General features: G+C 71.1%; 13 protein-coding genes and 1 pseudogene. 10 read left to right on the plus strand and 4 right to left on the minus strand.

The window, feature by feature from the left end; genetic code table 11:
- Window positions 1–408 precede the first annotated feature (408 nt).
- Window positions 409–1,590, minus strand: coding sequence for a hypothetical protein (locus tag WME95_RS16985; protein WP_437909415.1), 1,182 nt, complete (start codon window positions 1,588–1,590; stop codon window positions 409–411).
- Window positions 1,591–2,200: 610 nt separating this feature from the next.
- On the opposite strand from WME95_RS16985, the pseudogene WME95_RS16990 reads away from it, so the two are divergent.
- From WME95_RS16990 to WME95_RS17000, 3 genes and pseudogenes are all read left to right on the plus strand, one after another.
- Window positions 2,201–3,028 (plus strand): annotated as a pseudogene (locus WME95_RS16990) (class I SAM-dependent methyltransferase); the annotation flags it as partial.
- 83 nt (window positions 3,029–3,111) lie between these two features.
- Window positions 3,112–4,071 (plus strand): TauD/TfdA dioxygenase family protein, encoded by a 960-nt coding sequence (locus WME95_RS16995; RefSeq protein ID WP_437909416.1) that lies wholly within the window; start codon window positions 3,112–3,114, stop codon window positions 4,069–4,071.
- 89 nt (window positions 4,072–4,160) lie between these two features.
- On the plus strand, window positions 4,161–4,736 hold the full coding sequence (locus WME95_RS17000; protein ID WP_437909417.1) for a c-type cytochrome: 576 nt from the start codon (window positions 4,161–4,163) through the stop codon (window positions 4,734–4,736).
- Window positions 4,737–4,824: 88 nt separating this feature from the next.
- Here WME95_RS17000 and WME95_RS17005 read toward each other — a convergent pair whose 3' ends face one another.
- Both WME95_RS17005 and WME95_RS17010 read right to left on the minus strand, forming a co-directional pair.
- Window positions 4,825–7,104, minus strand: coding sequence for a hypothetical protein (locus WME95_RS17005; RefSeq protein WP_437909418.1), 2,280 nt, complete (start codon window positions 7,102–7,104; stop codon window positions 4,825–4,827).
- Complete coding sequence (locus tag WME95_RS17010; RefSeq protein ID WP_437909419.1) at window positions 7,101–8,906, minus strand: hypothetical protein; 1,806 nt, start codon at window positions 8,904–8,906, stop codon at window positions 7,101–7,103. The genes WME95_RS17005 and WME95_RS17010 overlap by 4 nt, the downstream gene beginning before the upstream one ends.
- A gap of 163 nt (window positions 8,907–9,069) precedes the next feature.
- Between WME95_RS17010 and WME95_RS17015 the strand changes: the two genes are divergently transcribed.
- The 4 genes from WME95_RS17015 (at window position 9,070) to WME95_RS17030 (ending at window position 13,030) form a co-directional block, all read left to right on the plus strand.
- Entirely contained in the window at window positions 9,070–10,242 is a 1,173-nt protein-coding gene (locus WME95_RS17015) for a ferritin-like domain-containing protein (protein WP_437909420.1), read from the plus strand.
- Between the two features lie 52 nt (window positions 10,243–10,294).
- A complete protein-coding gene (locus WME95_RS17020; protein WP_437909421.1) occupies window positions 10,295–11,407 on the plus strand; it encodes an SDR family oxidoreductase in 1,113 nt (370 codons plus the stop codon).
- A gap of 1 nt (window position 11,408) precedes the next feature.
- On the plus strand, window positions 11,409–12,500 hold the full coding sequence (locus WME95_RS17025; RefSeq protein WP_437909422.1) for a sulfotransferase family protein: 1,092 nt from the start codon (window positions 11,409–11,411) through the stop codon (window positions 12,498–12,500).
- Between the two features lie 119 nt (window positions 12,501–12,619).
- Window positions 12,620–13,030, plus strand: coding sequence for a VOC family protein (locus tag WME95_RS17030; protein WP_437909423.1), 411 nt, complete (start codon window positions 12,620–12,622; stop codon window positions 13,028–13,030).
- A gap of 48 nt (window positions 13,031–13,078) precedes the next feature.
- Here WME95_RS17030 and WME95_RS17035 read toward each other — a convergent pair whose 3' ends face one another.
- The gene (locus tag WME95_RS17035; protein WP_437909424.1) at window positions 13,079–13,738 is read right to left on the minus strand and encodes a TetR/AcrR family transcriptional regulator; all 660 of its coding nucleotides are present in this window, start codon (window positions 13,736–13,738) and stop codon (window positions 13,079–13,081) included.
- Window positions 13,739–13,821: 83 nt separating this feature from the next.
- Here WME95_RS17035 and WME95_RS17040 point away from each other — a divergent pair, with 83 nt between their 5' ends.
- The 3 genes from WME95_RS17040 (at window position 13,822) to WME95_RS17050 (ending at window position 18,519) form a co-directional block, all read left to right on the plus strand.
- A complete protein-coding gene (locus WME95_RS17040) occupies window positions 13,822–15,369 on the plus strand; it encodes an FAD-dependent oxidoreductase (protein ID WP_437909425.1) in 1,548 nt (515 codons plus the stop codon).
- A gap of 250 nt (window positions 15,370–15,619) precedes the next feature.
- Window positions 15,620–16,354 (plus strand): hypothetical protein, encoded by a 735-nt coding sequence (locus tag WME95_RS17045; protein WP_437909426.1) that lies wholly within the window; start codon window positions 15,620–15,622, stop codon window positions 16,352–16,354.
- 254 nt (window positions 16,355–16,608) lie between these two features.
- A complete protein-coding gene (locus WME95_RS17050) occupies window positions 16,609–18,519 on the plus strand; it encodes a glycoside hydrolase family 2 protein (protein ID WP_437909427.1) in 1,911 nt (636 codons plus the stop codon).
- The last annotated feature ends 148 nt before the right edge of the window (window positions 18,520–18,667 follow it).

Here is an 18,667-nt window from a genome sequence, read left to right on the forward strand (position 1 = left end):
CGTCAGAGCATGCCCGGGGCGCTCCGCCTCCCTTCTGGCATCCCGAACATCGATCCCGTTGCTCTCCCCGTGGCATAGGCGTTAACCACGCTTCGCGCCGCGTTCTCCTATCTCCTAACGTTTACGTTTACGTGGTCGTGGTCGTGGTCGTTTACGGCTGACCGTTGACGACCACGACCACGACCACGACCACGACCACGACCACGTTCACGTAAACGTTGACGTTGACGTTGACGTTGACGTTGACGTTGACGTTCACGTGGGGGCCCGATGGTGGGGGGGGGAGCGGGCTTCGTGCCTGAGCGTGACCGAACGAGCTTGGTTGGCGCCTGTGAGGGGCACTCCACGGGGCCGGGCAGCTCGGCACCACTTTGTACGCAACCGGAGACGGACCTGGGCGTGACCGTACTAGGGTCCAGGCGGCGGGTAGGTTTCCTTCATCTCCTGGATCCAGCGCGAGACCACCTCCACTCCCGTCTCGTCGACCTCGTGCGTCCCGATGCGCGGCATCTGCCCTTCGAAGCCGCGGAGCACCTGGCGGGCGACAAGCAAGCTGCGCGACGGGTCCCCCGGCCGGATGTCGTACCAGTTGGCGGGATCGGGGTTTGTGAGGCCCTCATACTTCGCGTTTTCCGCGGGGCGCTTGTTGATGCCCGTCCGGGCGGCGTCCGTGGCCATCACGTCGCCGAGCTCGCCCGCCTCGAGCCGCAGGTACAGGCCCGTATCGTGGGCCGCCGATTCGGGGAGGTCGTTGTGACAGCTCACGCCGCAGTTGGCGTGCAGGTAGCCGAGCGCCTGGCGCTCCACCTCGTTGCCAGGAATCGTGAGGGCGAGATTGCTCGCGTCCGCGATCACGCCGAGCTCGACCAGCGTCTCGGCCGAGATCCCCTGGGCGCCAGTGCCGAGCATCAGCGCGTCCCAGCCGAGGACGTAATCGGCGCGTCCGACGTGGCACTCCTGGCACTGATCGCGGTTCGGCACCGTGTGGCCGGTGCCGTAGAGATCGTCCACGCCGAAGTCGTTCTGCATCTGGATCGCCTGCTTCTCGTCCTCGGACCACACATAGCTCGTGTAGACCCAGCCGGCGGCCGTCTTGCGCAGGAGGCGAGTCTCCGCGAGCCGCTGCGCGCCGCCCGCGCCCGTCACGCTGAACTCCTTCCAGAACTGCGTCCCCTCGGGGTAGATGAACGCGTCCGGATTGCTCGTGTCCACCTGCTGCCCTTTCGGAATCGACACGAAGCGCCGCTTCTTGGCCCCGTCGCTCCAGAGCTCCACGGCAGGCTTGTACTCGAGCACACCGCATGCGGGCTCGCGCTGATCGAAGTTCCCGTAGAGCCCCGTACAGCGCAGGTCCACCGGCAGCACGCCGTCGAGCGGCGCAGCGCAGTCCACGTCGGTTGGCATCGCGAACTCCGCGCAGCCCGCGCCGCCGGCGCCACCCGCGCCGCCTGCGCCGCTCGTTTGCGCGCCCGATCCGCCGCTGCCCACCGTGGCGCCCGACCCCCCTTCGCCCTCGGGCTGCGCCTGCCCGCCGCCCGAGCTGCACCCCGCCGCGAGCAGCAGCGCGCCGACGAGTGAACCGTTCCTCACGACATGAAAAAGCATGCGCGCAGTCTGCCACAGGAGAGGAGCGCTTGGGAGCGTGGAGTCGCGCCTTCGCCATGCCGCATCGCGCATCGCCCCGCATCGCGCGCTTCATCCGGTCACCGGTCGTCTGCCTTTGCAGGGATGTGAACGTCGATCAATCGACGATCGGGCGGACAGGAGCGCTGGAACCGACAGCGCCCGATGAGGGCAGGGCGCCCTCTGAAACAAGTGAACCTATCGAATGGTCCACTCTTGCTGTACACCGCGCGTCCAGCGCCGGATCGTTCACGGCTTGGACCCCCGGCATGGCCTGTCCGCCGCGCTCTTGCGCCGCTCCGGCGCCATGCTCGCGAGGTCGCTGCGGGCCCGGTGCGGCCTCGGCAGCAGGCGCTGCTGACCGCGTGCTCGTGACGCAGCACCTGGCGCCCGAAGTCCGGCCGAAGCGCGTGGAAATGCCTGGCACGGCGCGTGCGATACGCCGCCGACGACGACGACGCGCGTCGGAGAAGCGACCCGGCACGGAGGGCGCGCTGGGCGGTGCGCCGCCCGGGCCCGCGGTGGTGCGCCGCCCGGGTCGTGACCCCGCCCAGCGCGCCAGAGAACAACCTTTTCACGGAGCCGTTGCATGAGTGGTCTCAGTCTCGTCTTCGATACGCCCCAGCTCGCGCAGGACTACGAGGTGCGCAGCGCCGATCGGCAGTTCCTCCATGGAAAGCGGCTGATCGCCGATCTCGGCGTCCGCCCCGGCGATCACGTGCTCGACGTCGGCAGCGGCACCGGGCTGCTCGCAGAGCACGTGGCGGGCCTCGTCGGGCCGACCGGGAAGGTGCTGGGGATCGACCCGCTGCCGCTGCGCGTGCAGATCGCCCAGCAGAAGGCGAAGGCCAACCTCTCCTTCCAGGTCGGCAACGCCTACGCGCTCGACGGGCTCCCCTCCGGCAGCTTCGACGTCGTGTACCTCAACGCCGTCTTCCACTGGCTCCCCGAGAAGACCGAGCCGCTGCGGCAGATCCACCGCCTGCTCAAGCCGGGGGGCCGGATCGGGCTCACCACGGGCGCGAAGGATCACCCGAACCGCCTGCAGGCCATCAAGCGGGAGGTGCTCTCGCGCGAGCCCTACGCGCGTTATCCGGAGTCCCGGGATGGGACGCCCCACTGGGTTACCGCCGTGGAGCTCGCCGGGCTGCTCGGGGGCGCCGGCTTCACCGTGCAGAAGATCGAGGCCCAGGAGAACGTGCACCATCAGCCGGACGGGCGCGCCGCCATCGCCTTCTCGCAGGCGAGCTCGTTCGGCAACTTCCTCGGCCACCTGCCCGAGTCGGTGCGCAGCCAGGCCATCGAGGACATCCAGCGCGAGCTCGAGGCCTTCCGGACGCCCGAGGGCATCCGGCTCGAGGGGAAGCGCCTCTTCGCCATCGCACACAAACCGGCGTCGCACTGAGCCGACTGGTCGATAGCCGACCACCATACCGCGACGCCATCCCAGCACCCTTTTCGCTTTCTCTGCCACGAGGAGAATTCCGCATGAGCGCACCACAGAACCAGAGCAACAACGTCCTCGAGATCGTCCCCGTCGCTGGCCGGATCGGCGCGGAGGTGCGCGGCGTGCGCCTCAGCGGCGATCTCGACGCCGCCACCGTGAGCGAGATCCGGAAAGCCTGGCTGCGATACAAGGTCATCTTCTTCAGGGGCCAGCACCACCTCGACGACGGCTCGCAGGAGGCGCTCACCACGCTGTTCGGCGCCAAGCCCGTCGCGCACCCGACGGTGCCCGTGGTCAATGGCACCGAAACCATCCATGAGCTCGACTCGCGGGAGGGCGGGCGCGCGAACTCCTGGCACACCGACGTCACGTTCGTGGACGCCTACCCGAGGGCCTCGATCCTCCGGGCGCTCGTGATCCCGGCGTACGGTGGCGATACCGTCTGGGCCAACACGGTCGCCGCGTACCAGGATCTGCCGCCCGCGCTGCGCGCGCTCGCCGACACGCTGTGGGCGGTCCACAGCAACGAGTACGACTACCAGGCGCGGAAGCCGAACTCGTCGGCGGACGACGTGCGGCGCTACCAGGAGGTGTTCACGTCGACCGTGTACGAGACCGAGCACCCCGTCGTGCGCGTCCACCCGGAGACCGGGGAGCGGTCGCTCGTGCTCGGCCACTTCGTCAAGCGGCTGCTCGGCGTCTCGTCCCACGACTCGACGCACCTCTTCCAGGTGCTCCAGGAGCACGTCACGCGCCTCGAGAACACCGTGCGCTGGCGCTGGGCCGCGGGCGACGTGGCGGTCTGGGACAACCGCGCCACGCAGCATTACGCGATCAACGACTACGGCGATCAGGTCCGCGTGGTGCGCCGCGTGACGGTGGACGGGGACGCGCCCGTCAGCATCGACGGCCGGCGCAGCGTCACCCGCAAGAAGGCGCCGCGCGCCGCCGCCGCGAGGAGCGAGAGCGCCGGGGTCGCCGTCGCCACGGCGACCGCGTAGCCGCGTCGAGCCGAGGCGCGTCCGCGGGCGTCAGGGGATCCTTGACGGCCGCGGACGTGTGCGCTTCACCTGCGGCGGAGGAGCACCCCGTGGGTCCAACAAGCAAGCGCGACGACGCTCGAGACGGAGCGCAGAGCACGGCGCACGTCGTGGTGATCATGCTGATCGTGGCCTTCGGCGTGCTCGCGCTGCCGTGGATGGTCCTCCGGAAGCTGGACGCCCGGACGCCGACGGGCGGCGTGGCGGCCTCCGGCGTCCCGGCCGAGGACCTCGCCCAGGGCGGCAAGATCTATTATCGCTCGTGCGCCAACTGTCACCAGGCCAGGGGGGAGGGGAAGCCGGGCCGCTATCCGCCCCTCACCGGCTCGTCATGGCTGCTCGAGGACAAGGAGACGCCGATCCGGATCACGCTGCTCGGCGCCGCCGGTCCGATGGAGGTGAACGGCGCGCTCTACAACGACGTGATGCCCAACCTCGGCGTCACGCTGTCGGACGAGGACGTCGCGCTGGTGCTCACCTACGTCCGGTCGAGCTGGGGGAACAGCGCGCCCGCCATCACGCGGGACGAGGTCGCGAAGGTGCGCGCCTCGCTGGGAGACCGGGTGGAGCCGTGGGCCGGCGGCGCGGCGCTGTCGGCGGCGCGGGAGACGCGCGTCCTGCGCTGAGGCGCGCAGGCGAGCGGGGCTGGCTTCGGCGCCGGCGCTTCCAAGCGGGGCTGGCTGCGGCGCCGGCGCTTCCAGGCGAGAGGGGCGGTCACTCGCGCACGGGCTCCTGCAGATCTACCCCGAAGTGCTCGCGGTAGCCCCGCCGCGCGGCCTCGCGCAGCTCGTCGTCGCCGCGGCGGACCTGCTCGTCGAACGCCTGCGCGTACGTCTCGGGATCGACCTGCCGCGCGCCGAAGCGCAGCTTCCTCCCGGAGAGCGTCTCGAGGACGAGCGTGGCCACCCGGTGCTCGGCGCCGCCGCGGGCCACGACGCCGAAGGGGAACAGGTGCACGAGCGTGAGCTGCGGCGGCGCGTCGCCGGCCGTCATCTCGGCGATGTACGCGGAGAGCTCGCGGCTCACGCGGTCCTGCGCCTCGTCGGAGAAGCCGGCGAGCAGCTCGGTCACCGCGGGCGAGAGGGGCAGGTGAGGGCCGTCGATCTGGTGCTGGAGCTCGTGCCGCTCGGTGCCGGCGAGCACGGCCCGCTCGAGCGTGGAGCCCAGGCGCTCGCGCAGCTTCGCGAGCGCGGCGTCGCAGCGCGCGAGGGCGCCGGCGCGAGCGCCGTCCGCGCCGTCCGCCGCCGCGTGGCACGTCGCGCCCTCCTGATCGAACCGCTCGGCATAGGATCGGACCTCGGAGCCGAGGACGAGCGCGAAGGGATCCTGGTCGCGCGAGAAGCCGAGGTGGACGCGGCGCTCGTCCGTCATCGGCTCCACGAGGAGCGTCGCGAAGCGGTCGCCGCCGACGCGGTAGGCGTGGACCTCCTTGACCCGGTAAGGCGTTGTGTAGAAGCGCCGCGTGGCGCCGTCGGCCGTGACACCGAGATTGACGGCCGCGTCGAGGTAGTACCCGAGCCCGGCGCGTCGCGCCGCGTCGTTGGCCTCGGCGACGAGCCGGCCGAACGCGCGGCCGGAGAGCTCGAGATCGTCCACCTGAGCGGCCAGCGTCGCGAGCGCCGCGGCGACGTCCTTACCGTCGGGCTGCGCCCTGGCGACCGCCAGCATCTCGCGGCTGCGCGCCCTGGTCAGCACCTGCGCCTCCGCGCCCGTGCCCTGCGCGCGTCCGCTGCGCGCGTGCGCGTCGCGGGCGATGCGCGCGCGCTCCCAGCTCGGCAAGAGCTCGCCGTACACCTTGTCCCATTCGGCCGTGGGCGCGCCGAGGCTCCAGTCGACGCCCTTCGGCGCGGGGCGGCCGAGCACGAGCAGCGCGCCGAGCAGCGCGGCGACCGAGGCCGCGGCCGCGCCTGCCGCCACGATCGGCCGGGCCCCGCCCGCGCTGGCCCCGATGCCTGGCTCCAGCTCGGCTTCGGGCACCATCACGCCGAGCGCGAGCACCTCGATCGCGGACGCGAGCACCGCCACGACCGCGGCGAGCAGGAGCGCGAAGAAGGCGACGGTGCCCGCCTCGACGCCCCAGCCGCCCGAGAGGAACGCGCGGTACACGAAGAGCAGCATGAGGCCCGGCATGGCCCACACGGCCGCGATCGCGAGGCCAGGGTGCTCGCGCCGGGGCACGCGGCGCGCGTACGCGAGGCCCAGCAGGGCGATCGCGAGCGGGCCGAGCACGAAGAGCAGGACCATGCCGTAGCCGAGCTGGAAGCGGGCGTCGGGCAGCGTCGCGACGAGCACGGCGGCGCGCGCGATCGTCTGCGCGGGGATCTCGCCGCGCGATGGCCAGAGGTAGAAGACGAGCGCCGCGGCGAGCGACGCGACGAGCAGCGCGCTGCCGCCCCTGCGCGCCCGCGCGTGGAAGCGCAGCACCACGCCCGCCGCGGTGAACGCGAAGACCGCGAGGAACGGGGCCGGCCGCGTCACGAGGCTGTCCGGCAGCGGCAGCATGTCCCACGCGGAGCTCCGGCGGCCGATCCACACGGCGACGTTCACGGCCACGAACGCGGCGAGCACGGCGATGGCGCGCGACGTCGGCCGCTCGACGAGCAGGCCCGCGCGCCGCTCGGTGCGCGCGCCGAGGAAGAGCAGCCACAGGCCGGCGATCGCGGGCGCGAGCGCGGCGACCTGGGCGGCGGGCGCGAGCTCGGGGAGCACGCTCCACACGAAGATCCCGTGGCCGTAAGCGACCTCGTACGGCACCAGGGCCGACAGCGCGAGCGCGAGGCCGCTCCACAGGCAGCGCGCGCGGAGGCGCTCGGCCGACATGCGGTAGAACATCGCGGTCGCGGCGCTCTCCTCGCCGGGAGGAGCGGCGGCGTCCGGCGGCGGGGCGCCGGTGTTCTGCGGCTGCGGCGGGGCGCCGGTGTTCTGCGGCGGGGCGGCGGCTTCCGGCGGCGGGGCGCTGGCTCCGTGCTGCGGAGGGAGGAGGGGCGCGGTCACGGCTCGACCGCCGCGCTCGCGATGCGCGAGATCGACCGCTTCTGCGGGAACACCGGGTCGCGGTACCGCACCTCGAACAGCACGCGCTTCCCGTCGGCGGAGAACCGCGGCACCCGCTCCGTCGCGGAGCCCACCGTCAGCTTCTTGATCTCGCCCGTGGAGAGCGCCAGCACCGCGATGTCCGTGCCGCCCGCGCCCCGCGTCTCGAACGCGACGCGCGCGGCGTCGGGCGAGAACGCGGGCCACGAAGCCCCGCCCGGGGCCGCGTACACCTTCCGGCGCCACGTCGTCGTGTCGATGACCGCGATCCCCGGCTCGTCGCCGTCGACGACGCACACGATCTTCGTCCCGTCGCTCGATGCCGCCGGGTTGCGCAGGTCTTCCCCGGGCTTCGCGCGGAACGGGCGCTCGATCGACAGCGGCTGCTTGCCCACGTCGACCACCGCGAGGTGCGGCGCGTCGCCCTCCGACGCGTCGGGCACGTAGACGAACGCGAGCCTCGTCTGGTCGAGCCACGCGAACCCGCCGAGCGACTCGTTCTCGGTGTGGAGGCCGAACACCTCCTTGCCGCCGTCGGTGTCGAGCACCATCAGATCGGCCTGCGCGTCCGCCTCCGGGCGATCGTAGACCGCCACGAACCTGCCGCCGGGGGCGAGCTTCGGGTCGACGAAGCGGTGCTCCGGATCGACGCGCACGCGCTTGCTCTGCCCGGATCGGTCGACGACCGTGATCGTCTTCGCCCAGCCGAAGAAGTCCTCCACCAGCGCGACCCGGTCGCCGTCGCGCTGCGACGACGGATACGAGTACACGTGATAACCCCTCCACGTCGGCTTGACCGCGCCGGGATCCGTCGTGGGGACGGCCGGCCGATCGAGCGGCCGCCACTCGACCGTCTCCAGCGCTTCGCTGCGGGCGAGGTCCTTGGACCTCACCGAGTGGAACACCGAGACATCGGCCGTCTTGACGAAATAGCCGCCCTCGGCCGTGCCCACGAGCAGGTCCTCCGCCGCCTGGGGCGACAGGAAGGTCACGCGCCCCTGCTCCTCGGCCTCGATCTCCTTGGCGCGGGTGGCGTACGCGCCGGCGGCCCGGTCGAGGTTCGCGGCGCGGTCCTTCACGAACCTGCGCGCCGACGCCAGCCGCTCCAGCAGCTTGATGTCCGATCCCTCCGTGATCTCGCGCACCGAGGGGTGGTCCATGAGCTGCGCGATCACCGCGTCGAGCGCCTGGGAGGCCATGGAGTTCGCGAGCAGCGCCATCGCGCGGTCCTTCTTCGTCGCCCCGGAGTAGCCGCGGATCCGCCGCTCGGTCGACGTGCCCTTGTCGAGGAACGTGAGCGTCACCGGCGCGTCGACCCGGAGCTCGAAGTAACCCTCCTTGATGGGGTGCTCCACGATCTCGGGCGCGAGGCGCGCCTCGATGATGAAGCCGGCGCCGAGCGCCTTCGCGGCCTCCTTCGGGTCCCTGGCGCTCTCGAGCGCCTTCATCACCTTCGGGTCGCCGCCCTTCACGGGATCGAACCCGAGCTCCGCGAGGTGCTCGCCGAGCTCGTCGGCCAGCCTCCCCGCGGGCTGCGACCCTTCCCACCAGTACCCGTCGAGATCGATGGCCACGAGGATGCGCAGCGGATCGGTCGCCGTCATCGAGCGGAAGGCGAGGAGGCCCGCCGCCGCGATCACGAGGCCGAGCACCGCGAAGACCGGCCAGAGCCTGCGCCTCGGCACGAGCGCCTCGAGCGACTCCGGCGGTTCGGCCTCGGGGGCGGGGGGCTGCGCGTCGGTCGGTGTTCGGGGCTCCTCCATGGAAGGGGACGTGCCCTATCCGCGAGAGGGCGTAAAGCTGCGCGCCCCCCATGACCGTCCGACCATACTCTGCCGGCGCGGAGGGCTCGAATTGGGCCTGGATTCGCGGAGGCATGCGTCGTGCAAGCGCGTCAAGCCCTGCTCTTCATCAACGAGGTCCCCGATGAACACCGCACATACCTTCCGACGCACGCTTGCCCATCGCCTCTTCGCCCTGCTCGCGCTCCCCGCTGCGGCGGGCGCGGCCGGCTGCACCAATACCTACAGCAGCTGTCCCGAGGATCCCGAACCCGTGTCCAAGGTGGCCTGCTTCGCATGGCCGCAGGACGATGCGAGCAGCCTCGGAGATGCTGGCGGCGAGGGGGGTGCCGGGGGCGGCGGAGGTGCCGGCGGGAGCGAGCCTGTCGCGTGCCCCTCGCGGTCGGAAGGGCAGGAAATCCTCAATCAGTCCGGCTTCGGATCTCACAGCGTCAAGAGCGATGGAGCCTTGCAGGACGGCCAGTGCTGCTATCAGACGTACTTCATCCCCATGTGCGAGGGGCGCCCGTACCTCGTCGAGGAGGCGGCGCGGACAGCGCCGTTCGTCCGCGCCCGCGGCGGCGCCGGGTGGGGCGCGCCTGAGGCCGTCGCGCCGAGGATCGATCATCTCACCGCCGATCTGCGGGCGGCGCTGGCCGCGGCGTGGACGCGCGACGCGCTCTTCGAGCACGCGTCCGTGGCCTCGTTCGGCCGCTTCGCGCTCGAGCTGCTCGCCGCGGGCGCGCCGGCCGATCTCGTGGAGGAGGCGCACCGCGCGGCGCTCGACGAGGCCCGTCACGCGCGCCTCTGCTTCGCCCTCGCGAGCGCCTATGCGGGCGAGGCGATCGCGCCGGGCGCGTTTCCCTTCGACGGGCGGGTGGAGGTCGAGGCAGATCTCGCGTCGATCGCGGCGCGCGCGGCGAAGGAAGGCTGCATCGGCGAGACCATCGCGGCGGTTGTCGCGGCCGAGGAGCTCGGCGCAGCGGAGGACCCGGCGGTGCGGAGCGCGCTCGCGATCATCGCCGCGGACGAGGCGCGGCACGCGGAGCTCGCGTGGGGCACGGTGGCGTGGGCGATCCGCGCGGGCGGCGAGCGGGTGCGGGCGGCGGTGGAAGAGGTGTTCGCGGGGCTCGGGCGCGCGGAGCTCGAGGGAGGCGACAGCGCAGGAGGTGCGCAGCTCGAGGCGCACGGGCGGTTCGGCGCCGCGGCGCGCAGCCAGGCGGCCGCGCGGGCGATCGAGGAGATCGTGCGGCCGGCCTCGAGGTTGCTCCTGGCAGGGCGCCCGGACGAAGCGGCCCAGAGCGAGATGACGGCCTGAGGGGAAGGGCCCTTCCGGTCGCCTTGGCCACGCGATACGCTCCTTCTCCGCCATGAAGGAAGCGCATCTCGTGACCGGGGCGACCGGGTTTGTCGGCGGTGCGCTCGTCCTGGAGCTGCTGCGGCGGACCGATGACGAGATCGTGGCGCTGGTCCGACCCGGCGACACCGGAGCGGTCGAGAGGTTCCGCCAGTCCATCCACCATGCTGCAACCCTTTACGAAGCGACCGATGTGCTCGCGAAGGTCGACAGGTGCCGTGTCGTCGCCGGTGACGTCGTCGAGCAAGATTGCGGCATCCGCGAGCCGATCGGTGCTCGCGTCGCGCAGGTGTGGCATGCCGCAGCATCGTTGCAATACGAGGATCGTCACGTGGACGTCATCAAGGCGACCAACGTCGAGGGCACCCGCCGCGTCCTCGCCCTCGCGGAGCAGCTCGGGGCGAGGACGTTCAATTACATCAGCACGGCGTACGTCGCAGGGCGAGCGACGGGGGCGATCCCCGAGGTGCAGAGCCGCGGCAACGCGACAAACAACCATTACGAGCAAAGCAAGATCGACGCCGAGACGCTCGTCGCATCCTGGGCGAACGGTCGCGTTCGTATCTTTCGCCCCAGCATCGTTGTGGGGCATAGCCGCACGCTCGGGGCGACCTCGTTTTCGGGCTGTTATGGCTTCTTTCGCCAGCTCGTGCAATTCCGCGGGATGATCGAGCGCACCCAGAGGGGCCTGCTCTCGCGGTCCCCCGTGCGGATGAGGGTCGACCCGGATGGCGACCTGAACCTCGTTCCGGTCGATGCGGTCGTCCAGGAGGCCGTCGCGATTGCCCTGCAGGACGCATGCGATGGTGTGTTTCATCTGACGCATCCATTCCCATGGAAGACCGGCGCGACGGTGCGCGCGATGTTCGAGCTGCTCGGCATGCACGCGCCCATGTTCATCGACCGGCGTGACGACTTCTCCTGGCTCGATCAGCAGCTCGACAAGCGGATGGACTTCTACGGCTCGTACATCATCGGTCACAAGCATTTCGAGCGAACCCGGACGGACGCGGCGCTCCGGGGGTGCGAGCGTTTTGCGTACGCCGAGGTGCCCCTCGTGGCGCTTTGCCAGTGGTACTTTCAGGTCCTCGAAGAGACCCGCAAGAACCTCCCGGTGGCACGCTGACATGAGCTCGCCGGGGCCGCTCTTCATCGTGGGGACGGGGCGTTGTGGGTCGACCATGCTGTCGAACCTCGTGCGCCGGCATCCGGACCTGCTGAGCATCTCGGAGTTCTTCTCGCTGGCCACCGACCTCGGTGGACGGATCTCCCTGTGCTTCCCCGACCCTCCGATCGGCGCGGACGAGCTCTGGCGGATCGTCGCGGGCATCCAGCCCAAGCTGGCGACGATGCGGCGCCACGACGTCATGATGGACGAGGTGCTGTATCGGCCGGCGGCGCTCTCGCGCTTCGGCGGCGTGCCGGGTGTGCCGGCCATCCTGGAGACCGCGCTTCCGCACCTGTGCGACGAGCCGGAGGCGCTGTTCGACGACCTCGAGCGCTTCGTCGCCACCCTGCCGACGGCGGCGGTCGGCCAGCACTATCAGCAGGTGTTCGGGTTCCTCGCTCGCCGCTTCGGCAAGCGAACGTGGGTCGAGCGTTCCGGGGGCTCGCTGCGGCTGGTTCGCCGGCTGATCAAGAGCTTTCCCGACGCTCGCTTCGTGCATCTGGTGCGCGACGGCCGCACCTGCGCGATCTCGATGAGCCGTCACCTGGGGTTTCGTATGGCGTTGATCGCGGTTCAATTGACCGAGATCCTCGGCGTCGACCCGTGGGAATCGAGGGACCGCGCCTATGTGGACGACGTGCCCGAGGAGCTGATGCCGTTCCTGCCCGAGCGCTTCGATCGCGAAGCCTTCCTGCGCTACGAGACGCCGCTGCCGCTGTGCGGTCATTACTGGTCCGGCGAGATCGTGACCGGGCTCGACGAGCTCTCGGGCGTCGCGCCCGGGCGGCTCTTGACGCTTCGTTACGAGGACTTCGGTCGAGCGCCGCGCCCGACCATCGCTCGCCTGATGGAGTTCATCGGCGTCGACGCCGATGACGCCTGGATCGAACGCATGGCGGGCATCGTGCGTCCGGCGCGCTCGCGCTTCAGCGAGCTCGCGCCCGGAGAGCGCCGGGCGTTGATGGACGCGTGTCAGCCTGGCTTCGCCGCGCTTGCGGAGCTGTATTCCGCCGAGGTCGCGGAGGGGGCCCTGGACGAGGCACCCACCTGAGCGAATACGAAGGGAACACCCGGCGAGGTCGTCGGCGCGATCCCCGAACGGCGTGCACCCGAGGGGCGGCCGTGAACCGGAGGCTGGGTCGCGACGTGCCCTGCTGCTACCCTCATCCCATGTCTGACCTGCTCGTCAACATCGATGTTCCTGCGCTCGATCCTGCCATCGCGTTCTACACGCGTGCGTTCGGGTTGCGCGTCGGGCGGCGCTTTGGTGCCTCCGGGGTCGAGCTCCTCGGCGCGGCGGCTCCCATCTACCTCCTTGTGAAGCCGGCCGGCAGCGAGCCTGCCGCCGGCGCGTCCCCGCGCGACTACCGGCGTCACTGGACGCCGGTCCACCTCGATTTCGTGGTCGACGATCTCGATGCCGCCGCGCGCCGCGCGCAGGAGGCAGGCGCCGTCCCCGAAGCCGAGATCGAGGTGGCGGCGTGGGGGCGCATGCTCCGCCTGGCCGATCCATTCGGCCACGGCGTCTGCCTCCTCCAGTTCAGCGGCCGCGGTTACGACGAGATCGCCACGCCCGGCTGAGCACGCGGACGTCGCGCGGGGCAGTCGCCCTCGGCGGCCTCGGCGAGATCACATGTCCTCCCGCCCCCCGCCGGCGCGGGGCCCTGGGGTCTGCTTCCCTCGCAGGTAGCGCTCGAGCAGCTGCACGAGCTCCTCGGCCAGCGCGCCGGAGCGCACGTCGTCGGGCCGCTCGACGATCGCCTGATGCACGACCGCGTGCGCCGCGGTCTGCATCATCCACCACGCGAGCTCCACGTCCGGCGCCGGGCAGCCCCACGCCGCGAGGAGCTGCTTTGCCTCCTCGAGAAGGAAGCCCTCGCTCGCCGCGGAACGGGTCGCCCTGATGCGCGGCATCTGCTCGAGGAACACGCGGTGCAGCTCGGGCTCCACCGCGTGGGCGGCGATGCCGGCCTCCACGATCGTCCGGACCACCCGATCGGGCGACTGCCCTTGATGCGCGGCGAGCACCGCGGCCGCGGCCGCGGCCGCGCGGCCCTGCTCGATGTGCCGGCGGTGGAGCTCGGCCACGAGCGCCTCCTTGCCCGGAAAGAACTGGTACAGCGACGCGACGTTCACCCCGGCCCGCTGGGCCACGCGGTTCGTCGTCAGCCGCGCGTACCCGTCCCGTACCAGAATGTAAGCGGTCGCCTGCAGGATCGCCTCGACCGTCGCGCGCGACCGGTCCTGCGTCGGCTGTTTCCGCGGCGTGACAGCGTCCCGCTTGCGCATGACACCATGCTGGCAGAACGCAAGCTGACGAGGCAAGCGACAGCTTCCAAGATGGCGTGACTTCACCTGACAGGAGACAGCCAATGAATCCGTCGCTGAGCACGCATGTCCTCATCGCGGGGGCGGGGCCCACCGGCCTGACCCTCGCGTGCGATCTGGCCCGCCGCGGCGTTGTGTGCCGGATCGTCGACAAGGCGCCTGCCCATTTCGCCGGCTCTCGCGGAAAGGGCGTGCAGCCGCGCACCCTCGAGGTCCTCGACGATCTCGGGGTGGTCGACGCGGCGATGGCCGCCGGAGCCCCTTACCCGCTGATCCGCGCCTACGACGGCGCCGCGGTGCTCGGCGACTGGGCCATGTTCGAGCGCCGCGCGCCGGCGCCGGACGTGCCTTATCCGAACATCCTGCTCCTCGGGCAATGGCAGACGGAGGAGATCCTGCGCGCCCGGCTCGCGGAGCACGGCGTCCGTGTCGAGCTCGCGACCGAGCTGACCGGCTTCGAGCAGGACGGCGACGGCGTGACGGCCATGCTGGTCCGGGCGGGCGAGACGGAGCGGGTCCGCGCCGGCTACCTCGTCGGCGCGGACGGGGGTCGCAGCTTCGTGCGACGCGCGCTCGGCGTCGGCTTTCAGGGGGAGACGCTGGAGGCGGACCGGGCGCTCGTGGGCGACGTCCGCGCCGACGGGCTGGACCGCGAGCGCTGGCACGCGTGGCCGAAAGCGCTCGGCGGCCCGGTCGCGCTGTGCCCGCTGCCCGGCACGGAGCGCTTCCAGATCCTGATACCGATCCATGGCGACGAGGCGCCCGAGCTGACGGTGGAGGCCGTCCAGAGGCTGTTCCACGAGCGGACCGGCCGCACGGATGTCCGGCTGCACGACGCGAGCTGGCTGTCGTTCTACCGGCCCAGCGTGCGGATGGTGGACCGGTACCGGGTCGGCCGGGTGTTCCTGGCCGGCGACGCCGCGCACGTGCACCCCGCGGCCGGCGGGCAGGGCCTGAACACCGGCATCCAGGACGCCTACAACCTCGGCTGGAAGCTCGGCCAGGTGCTGGCGGGAGCGCCCGCGGCGCTGCTCGACACCTACGAAGAGGAGCGGCTTCCCGTCGCCGCGGCGATGCTCGGCCTCACCTCGAGGCTGCATCGCCGGACCGCGGAGGGAAGCCCGGGCGAGGTGCGGCGCGGCCCGGAGACACAGCAGCTCGACATCAGCTACCGCGGGAGCTCGCTGGCCCGCGACGCGGCCAGCGACGATCACGGCGCGCCGGCGCGCGTCCTCGCCGGGGACCGAGCGCCCGATGCGCCCTGTCATGACGCCGAGGGCGCGCCCGTCCGCCTGTTCGATGTGTTCCGTGGTCCGCACTTCACGCTGCTCGCCTTCGGCGCGGCCCACGGGGACATGGTCGCTCGGGTGAACGCCCGGTACGGCCCCGCCGTGCACGCGCGCGCCGTGGTGCAGCCGGGGGAGCCAGCCAGCCGGCGCGCCCTCGTCGATACGGACAGGCACGCGCGCGCTGGCTATGGCGTCGACGGCGATGCGCTCGTGCTGGTCCGCCCGGACGGCTACATCGGATGGCGCGCTTCCCCGGGCACGCTCGAGCAACTCGAAGACTTCCTTCGCCCGCTGGTCGGGTGATCGCAAGGGCTTTGCTACGGCTGTGCTTGGCGGTACGCTGAATCCGATCGAGCTACCGCGCAGGCCACGCGACGCCTCTCGAGGTGACGTCCCCTGACGCGCCCGCGGGTTCCGCCCGCGCAGGAACGAACAGAGTCCCCGCACGCGCGCGCCCGCGAGATCCGCTCACGCGCCCGCGCGACCCCAGAGAAAGGCAGCGAAGGAGAACATGAACACCCGCTCGTTTGAACAAGTCCTTTTGGCCCTGACAATGACGCTCTCGGCCGGTTGCGCGGCAGAGGCGCTCAGCGAAGAGGAGCAGAGCGAGGTCGTCGGCGAGGCGGAGGAGGCGATATCGCTCTTCTCCTTCAGCCGGAGCGCGACCAACAACGCCACCGTGAACACGGCCAATTTCAACCTCAATATCAACCCAAACAGGCGCGTGATGATCGGCACGACCGGCATCGTCGGCGCCAGCTCCTCGGGCGACACGTTCCTCCGCCTCTTCGACCTGAGCTCCGGGTCGCCCGTGCAGGTGGCCTCGGCGAACGACGGCCCCTCGGGGTCGATCTCGGCGCAGATCCGCTATACGACGTCGTCGACGGGCTGGCCCTTCCAGATCCGGGCCGGCTGTGACGGTTTCTCCTCGTGCAGCGGCACGGTCGCGATCGCGCACGGCAAAGGCACCTTCTCGTACTCGAGGAGCAGCACGAACTACGCCACGACCAACTATGTCGACCAGGCGTACTTCTTCAACGCCGGAGAGACGATCTCCTTCGGCACCTGCGCGGCGGTGCTCTACGGGGCAAGCCGCTCGGGCATGTCGTATATCCGCCTCTTCGATCGCAACGGCGTCCAGGTCGCCGTGGACTCCGCCGAGACGATCGGCTGCTCCGAGATGCCGAAGACGACCCACGTCGCGGCGCTCTCGGACTACTACACCTTCCGCGCCGGCTGCGTCGGCAACGCCTCGTGCACCGCGACGGTGGCCGTCTACGCCGAGTGAGGCTCGACCAGCTCGCGGCGAGCAGCTTCCCTGTCAGAGCCAGCCACCGCTCGAGGCTACTTGCCTGCTTGCCGCTCGGCCCGCCCCCATAGCCGGAATTCCCGGACTCATGGAGAGACGGTGATTGTCCGGTATTCTCGCGTCGATGAAGTCTGCGCCACCGCGCGGATCAAAACCCGCGCTGGCGGCATGGCGTGACGCCTGAGGCGCTGTAAGGTCTGCCCCGCCGTACAGCAAAGGAAGCACCTCGAAGGATGAACCGCCCGTCCGTCTCCGCCGAGCCCCCCCCTGGAGCAGACCTCTCCACCGCCGGCGGGCGCGCGCATGGCTACCCGCGGCCGCAGCTCCGGCGCGCCGGGTGGGAATCACTCAACGGTACGTGGAGCTTCGCGCTCGATCCCGAGGCGCGCTTCCGGGAGCCGGCCGACGTCGGCTGGGAGGGCTTCATCGAGGTCCCCTTCGCGCCGGAGACCCCACGGAGCGGCGTGGGCGCGCGCGGCCTCTTCCGCGCCGTCTGGTACCGGCGCACCATCGCGGTGCCGGAGCTCCGCGGTGGAGAGCGGCTGATGCTGCACTTCGGAGCCGTCGACTACGACGCGACGGTCTGGGTCGCGGGGAGCCGCGCGGCGCATCATACCGGCGGCTACACCCCCTTCAGCGTCGACATCACCGACCTCGTCGGTTCGGCGCGCGCCGTCGAGATCGTCGTGCGCGCAGAGGACGATCCGCTCGACCTCGCCAAGCCGCGCGGCAAGCAGGATTGGCAGCTCGAACCGCACTCCATCTGGTACCCGCGCACGACCGGCATCTGGCAGACGGTGTGGATGGAGCGCGTGCCCGCGAGCTCGATCGCGGCGCTCCGCTGGCAGTCGAGCCTCGACCGATGGGAGCTCGATTTCTATGCCAGGATCGGCGGCGAGCGCCGGGACGGACTGCGGCTGCGCCTGCGCCTCACCGCGAACGGCGCGCTGCTCGCCGAGGACAGCTACGCCGTGGTGCTCGGCGAGGTCCACCGCCGGATCGCGCTCTCCGATCCGGGCATCGACGACTCGCGCAACCAGCTGCTCTGGAGCCCCGAGTCACCCACGCTCATCGACGCCGAGATCGAGCTCGTCACCCGCGACGGCGAGACGATCGATCGCGTGCACAGCTACACAGCGCTCCGGTCCATCGCGGTGCAGGGCGACCGCGTGGTGCTCAACGGGCGGCCCATCGTGCTCCGGATGGTGCTCGATCAGGGCTACTGGCCCGAGACCGGGATGACCGCGCCCGACGACGACGCGCTCCGGCGCGACATCGAGCTCACGCGCGCCATGGGGTTCAACGGCGCACGCAAGCACCAGAAGATCGAGGATCCGCGCTATCTCTACTGGGCCGATCGGCTGGGCTTGCTCGTGTGGGAGGAGATGCCGAGCGCTTACCGCTTCACGCCCCTCTCGATCGAGCGCCTCACGCGCGAGTGGACGGAGGCGATCAACCGCGATTTCAGCCATCCGTGCGTCATCGCCTGGGTGCCCTTCAACGAGTCCTGGGGCGTGCCCAACCTGCCGGACAGCGCGCGCGAGCGGCACGGGGTCAAGGCGCTCTATCACCTCACCAAGACGCTCGACCCGACGCGCCCGGTGATCGGCAACGACGGCTGGGAGGCCGTGGCCACCGACATCATCGGTATTCATGACTACGATCCTGATCCGGCCCGGATCGCCCAGCGCTACGACGGCGGCGAGTGTCGCCCGCGGCTCTTCCGGCGCGAGCGCCCCGGGGGCCGCGTGCTCGTGCTCGACGGCCACTCGCGCAAGCTGGAGCACCCGATCGTGCTCTCGGAGATGGGCGGTATCGCGCTCCGCCGCCCCGGCACGTGGGGATACACCTCCGCCGATAACCCCGCGGCGCTGGAGCGGGCGTACGAGCGCCTCCTCGCCGTGGTGCGCGCGACACCGCTGCTCGCGGGCTTCTGCTACACGCAGCTCACCGATACCTACCAGGAGGCCAACGGGCTTCTCTACGCCGATCGGACGCCGAAATTCCTGATCGACGCCATCGCCGCCGCCACGCGCGGCCGGGTCGTCGGGCAGGTGCACCCCGACCCGATGGAGCTCGCGGAGTGCGCCGGCCCGCGCCAGGAAGGCATCATCATGGACGAGGTGATCGCCGGGGAGGAGTGATGTTCAAACGGAGCCTCGCCAAACCGGGCGGCTGAGAGGCGGCCGAGCTCCGCGATGGACGTGGCCCTCAGGTACGTTCCTTGTATTGCCCCTCCCCGGCGGCACGCTCGTGCACATCAGCCGCGCCGCGGCCGCCACCGAGGAGGAC

The sequence above is a fragment of the Sorangium sp. So ce327 genome, assembly GCF_051530205.1.
In the GTDB taxonomy this organism is placed as follows: domain Bacteria; phylum Myxococcota_A; class Polyangia; order Polyangiales; family Polyangiaceae; genus Sorangium; species Sorangium cellulosum_B.

Bases quoted from the DNA above. Each gene is read 5' to 3' on its own strand.
- WME95_RS17010 (WP_437909419.1), bottom strand. From the start codon at position 8,906: ATGGAGGAGCCCCGAACACCGACCGACGCGCAGCCCCCCGCCCCCGAG.
- WME95_RS17025 (WP_437909422.1), top strand. From the start codon at position 11,409: ATGAGCTCGCCGGGGCCGCTCTTCATCGTGGGGACGGGGCGTTGTGGG.
- WME95_RS16995 (WP_437909416.1), top strand. From the start codon at position 3,112: ATGAGCGCACCACAGAACCAGAGCAACAACGTCCTCGAGATCGTCCCC.
- WME95_RS17040 (WP_437909425.1), top strand. From the start codon at position 13,822: ATGAATCCGTCGCTGAGCACGCATGTCCTCATCGCGGGGGCGGGGCCC.
- WME95_RS17030 (WP_437909423.1), top strand. From the start codon at position 12,620: ATGTCTGACCTGCTCGTCAACATCGATGTTCCTGCGCTCGATCCTGCC.
- WME95_RS17020 (WP_437909421.1), top strand. From the start codon at position 10,295: ATGAAGGAAGCGCATCTCGTGACCGGGGCGACCGGGTTTGTCGGCGGT.
- WME95_RS17015 (WP_437909420.1), top strand. From the start codon at position 9,070: ATGAACACCGCACATACCTTCCGACGCACGCTTGCCCATCGCCTCTTC.
- WME95_RS17045 (WP_437909426.1), top strand. From the start codon at position 15,620: ATGACGCTCTCGGCCGGTTGCGCGGCAGAGGCGCTCAGCGAAGAGGAG.
- WME95_RS17035 (WP_437909424.1), bottom strand. From the start codon at position 13,738: ATGCGCAAGCGGGACGCTGTCACGCCGCGGAAACAGCCGACGCAGGAC.
- WME95_RS17050 (WP_437909427.1), top strand. From the start codon at position 16,609: ATGAACCGCCCGTCCGTCTCCGCCGAGCCCCCCCCTGGAGCAGACCTC.